Below are 551 nucleotides of genomic sequence, written 5' to 3' on the forward strand. Positions count from 1 at the left end.
CTCCGTCAGCTCCTCGGTCAGCCGGTCGCGGGAGGTCGCCGGCACCGGCTGGTTGTCCTCGATCCGCTGTGCGATCAGGGCCTGCGCCAACGCCCGGAACCATGCCGGCTTGTCCAGCCACACTCGCTCGACCACCCGCACCGCGGTCGGGTTCGGCCTGACGTTCTGCGTCCGCCACCGGTCGGGGTCCTGCGCTACCCGAGCCGCTTCCCAGTCCTTCTCGGCTTCCTGCTCGGCCCACTGCTCGAACTGCTCCCAGTCCTGTCGGATCTCGGGGGTCACCTGCGGATACAGTTCGTTCTCGAGCACCATCTCCCGTGCTGCCCGCCACGCCGTTTCCTTCGCGCGGACCGCGTCCTGGTACGTCGCGTCCGGCGCCGGCGGGTTCGCCTGCTCGAACTGTTCGGCCGCGTCCTCGGTCAGCTGCTGCAGGCGCAGGGCCTGCCGATCGATCCGTTCCTGCTCGGTCGCCGGATCGACGCCCAGCCACTCGACCAGAATCCGCCTGGTCTCGGCCGCGATCGTCAGGTCGATCCCCTCGACCTGTGTCG

Annotated in this window: 1 protein-coding gene; it reads right to left on the bottom strand. The window is 69.7% G+C overall.

The annotated features are described in order from the left end of the window. On the bottom strand, positions 1-551 hold a 551-nt coding region (locus tag NVV99_RS26355; protein WP_260783282.1), incomplete at both ends, for a hypothetical protein.

Origin of the sequence: Rhodococcus sp. PAE-6, from assembly GCF_025290685.1 — a bacterium.
Lineage (GTDB): Bacteria > Actinomycetota > Actinomycetes > Mycobacteriales > Mycobacteriaceae > Rhodococcus > Rhodococcus pyridinivorans.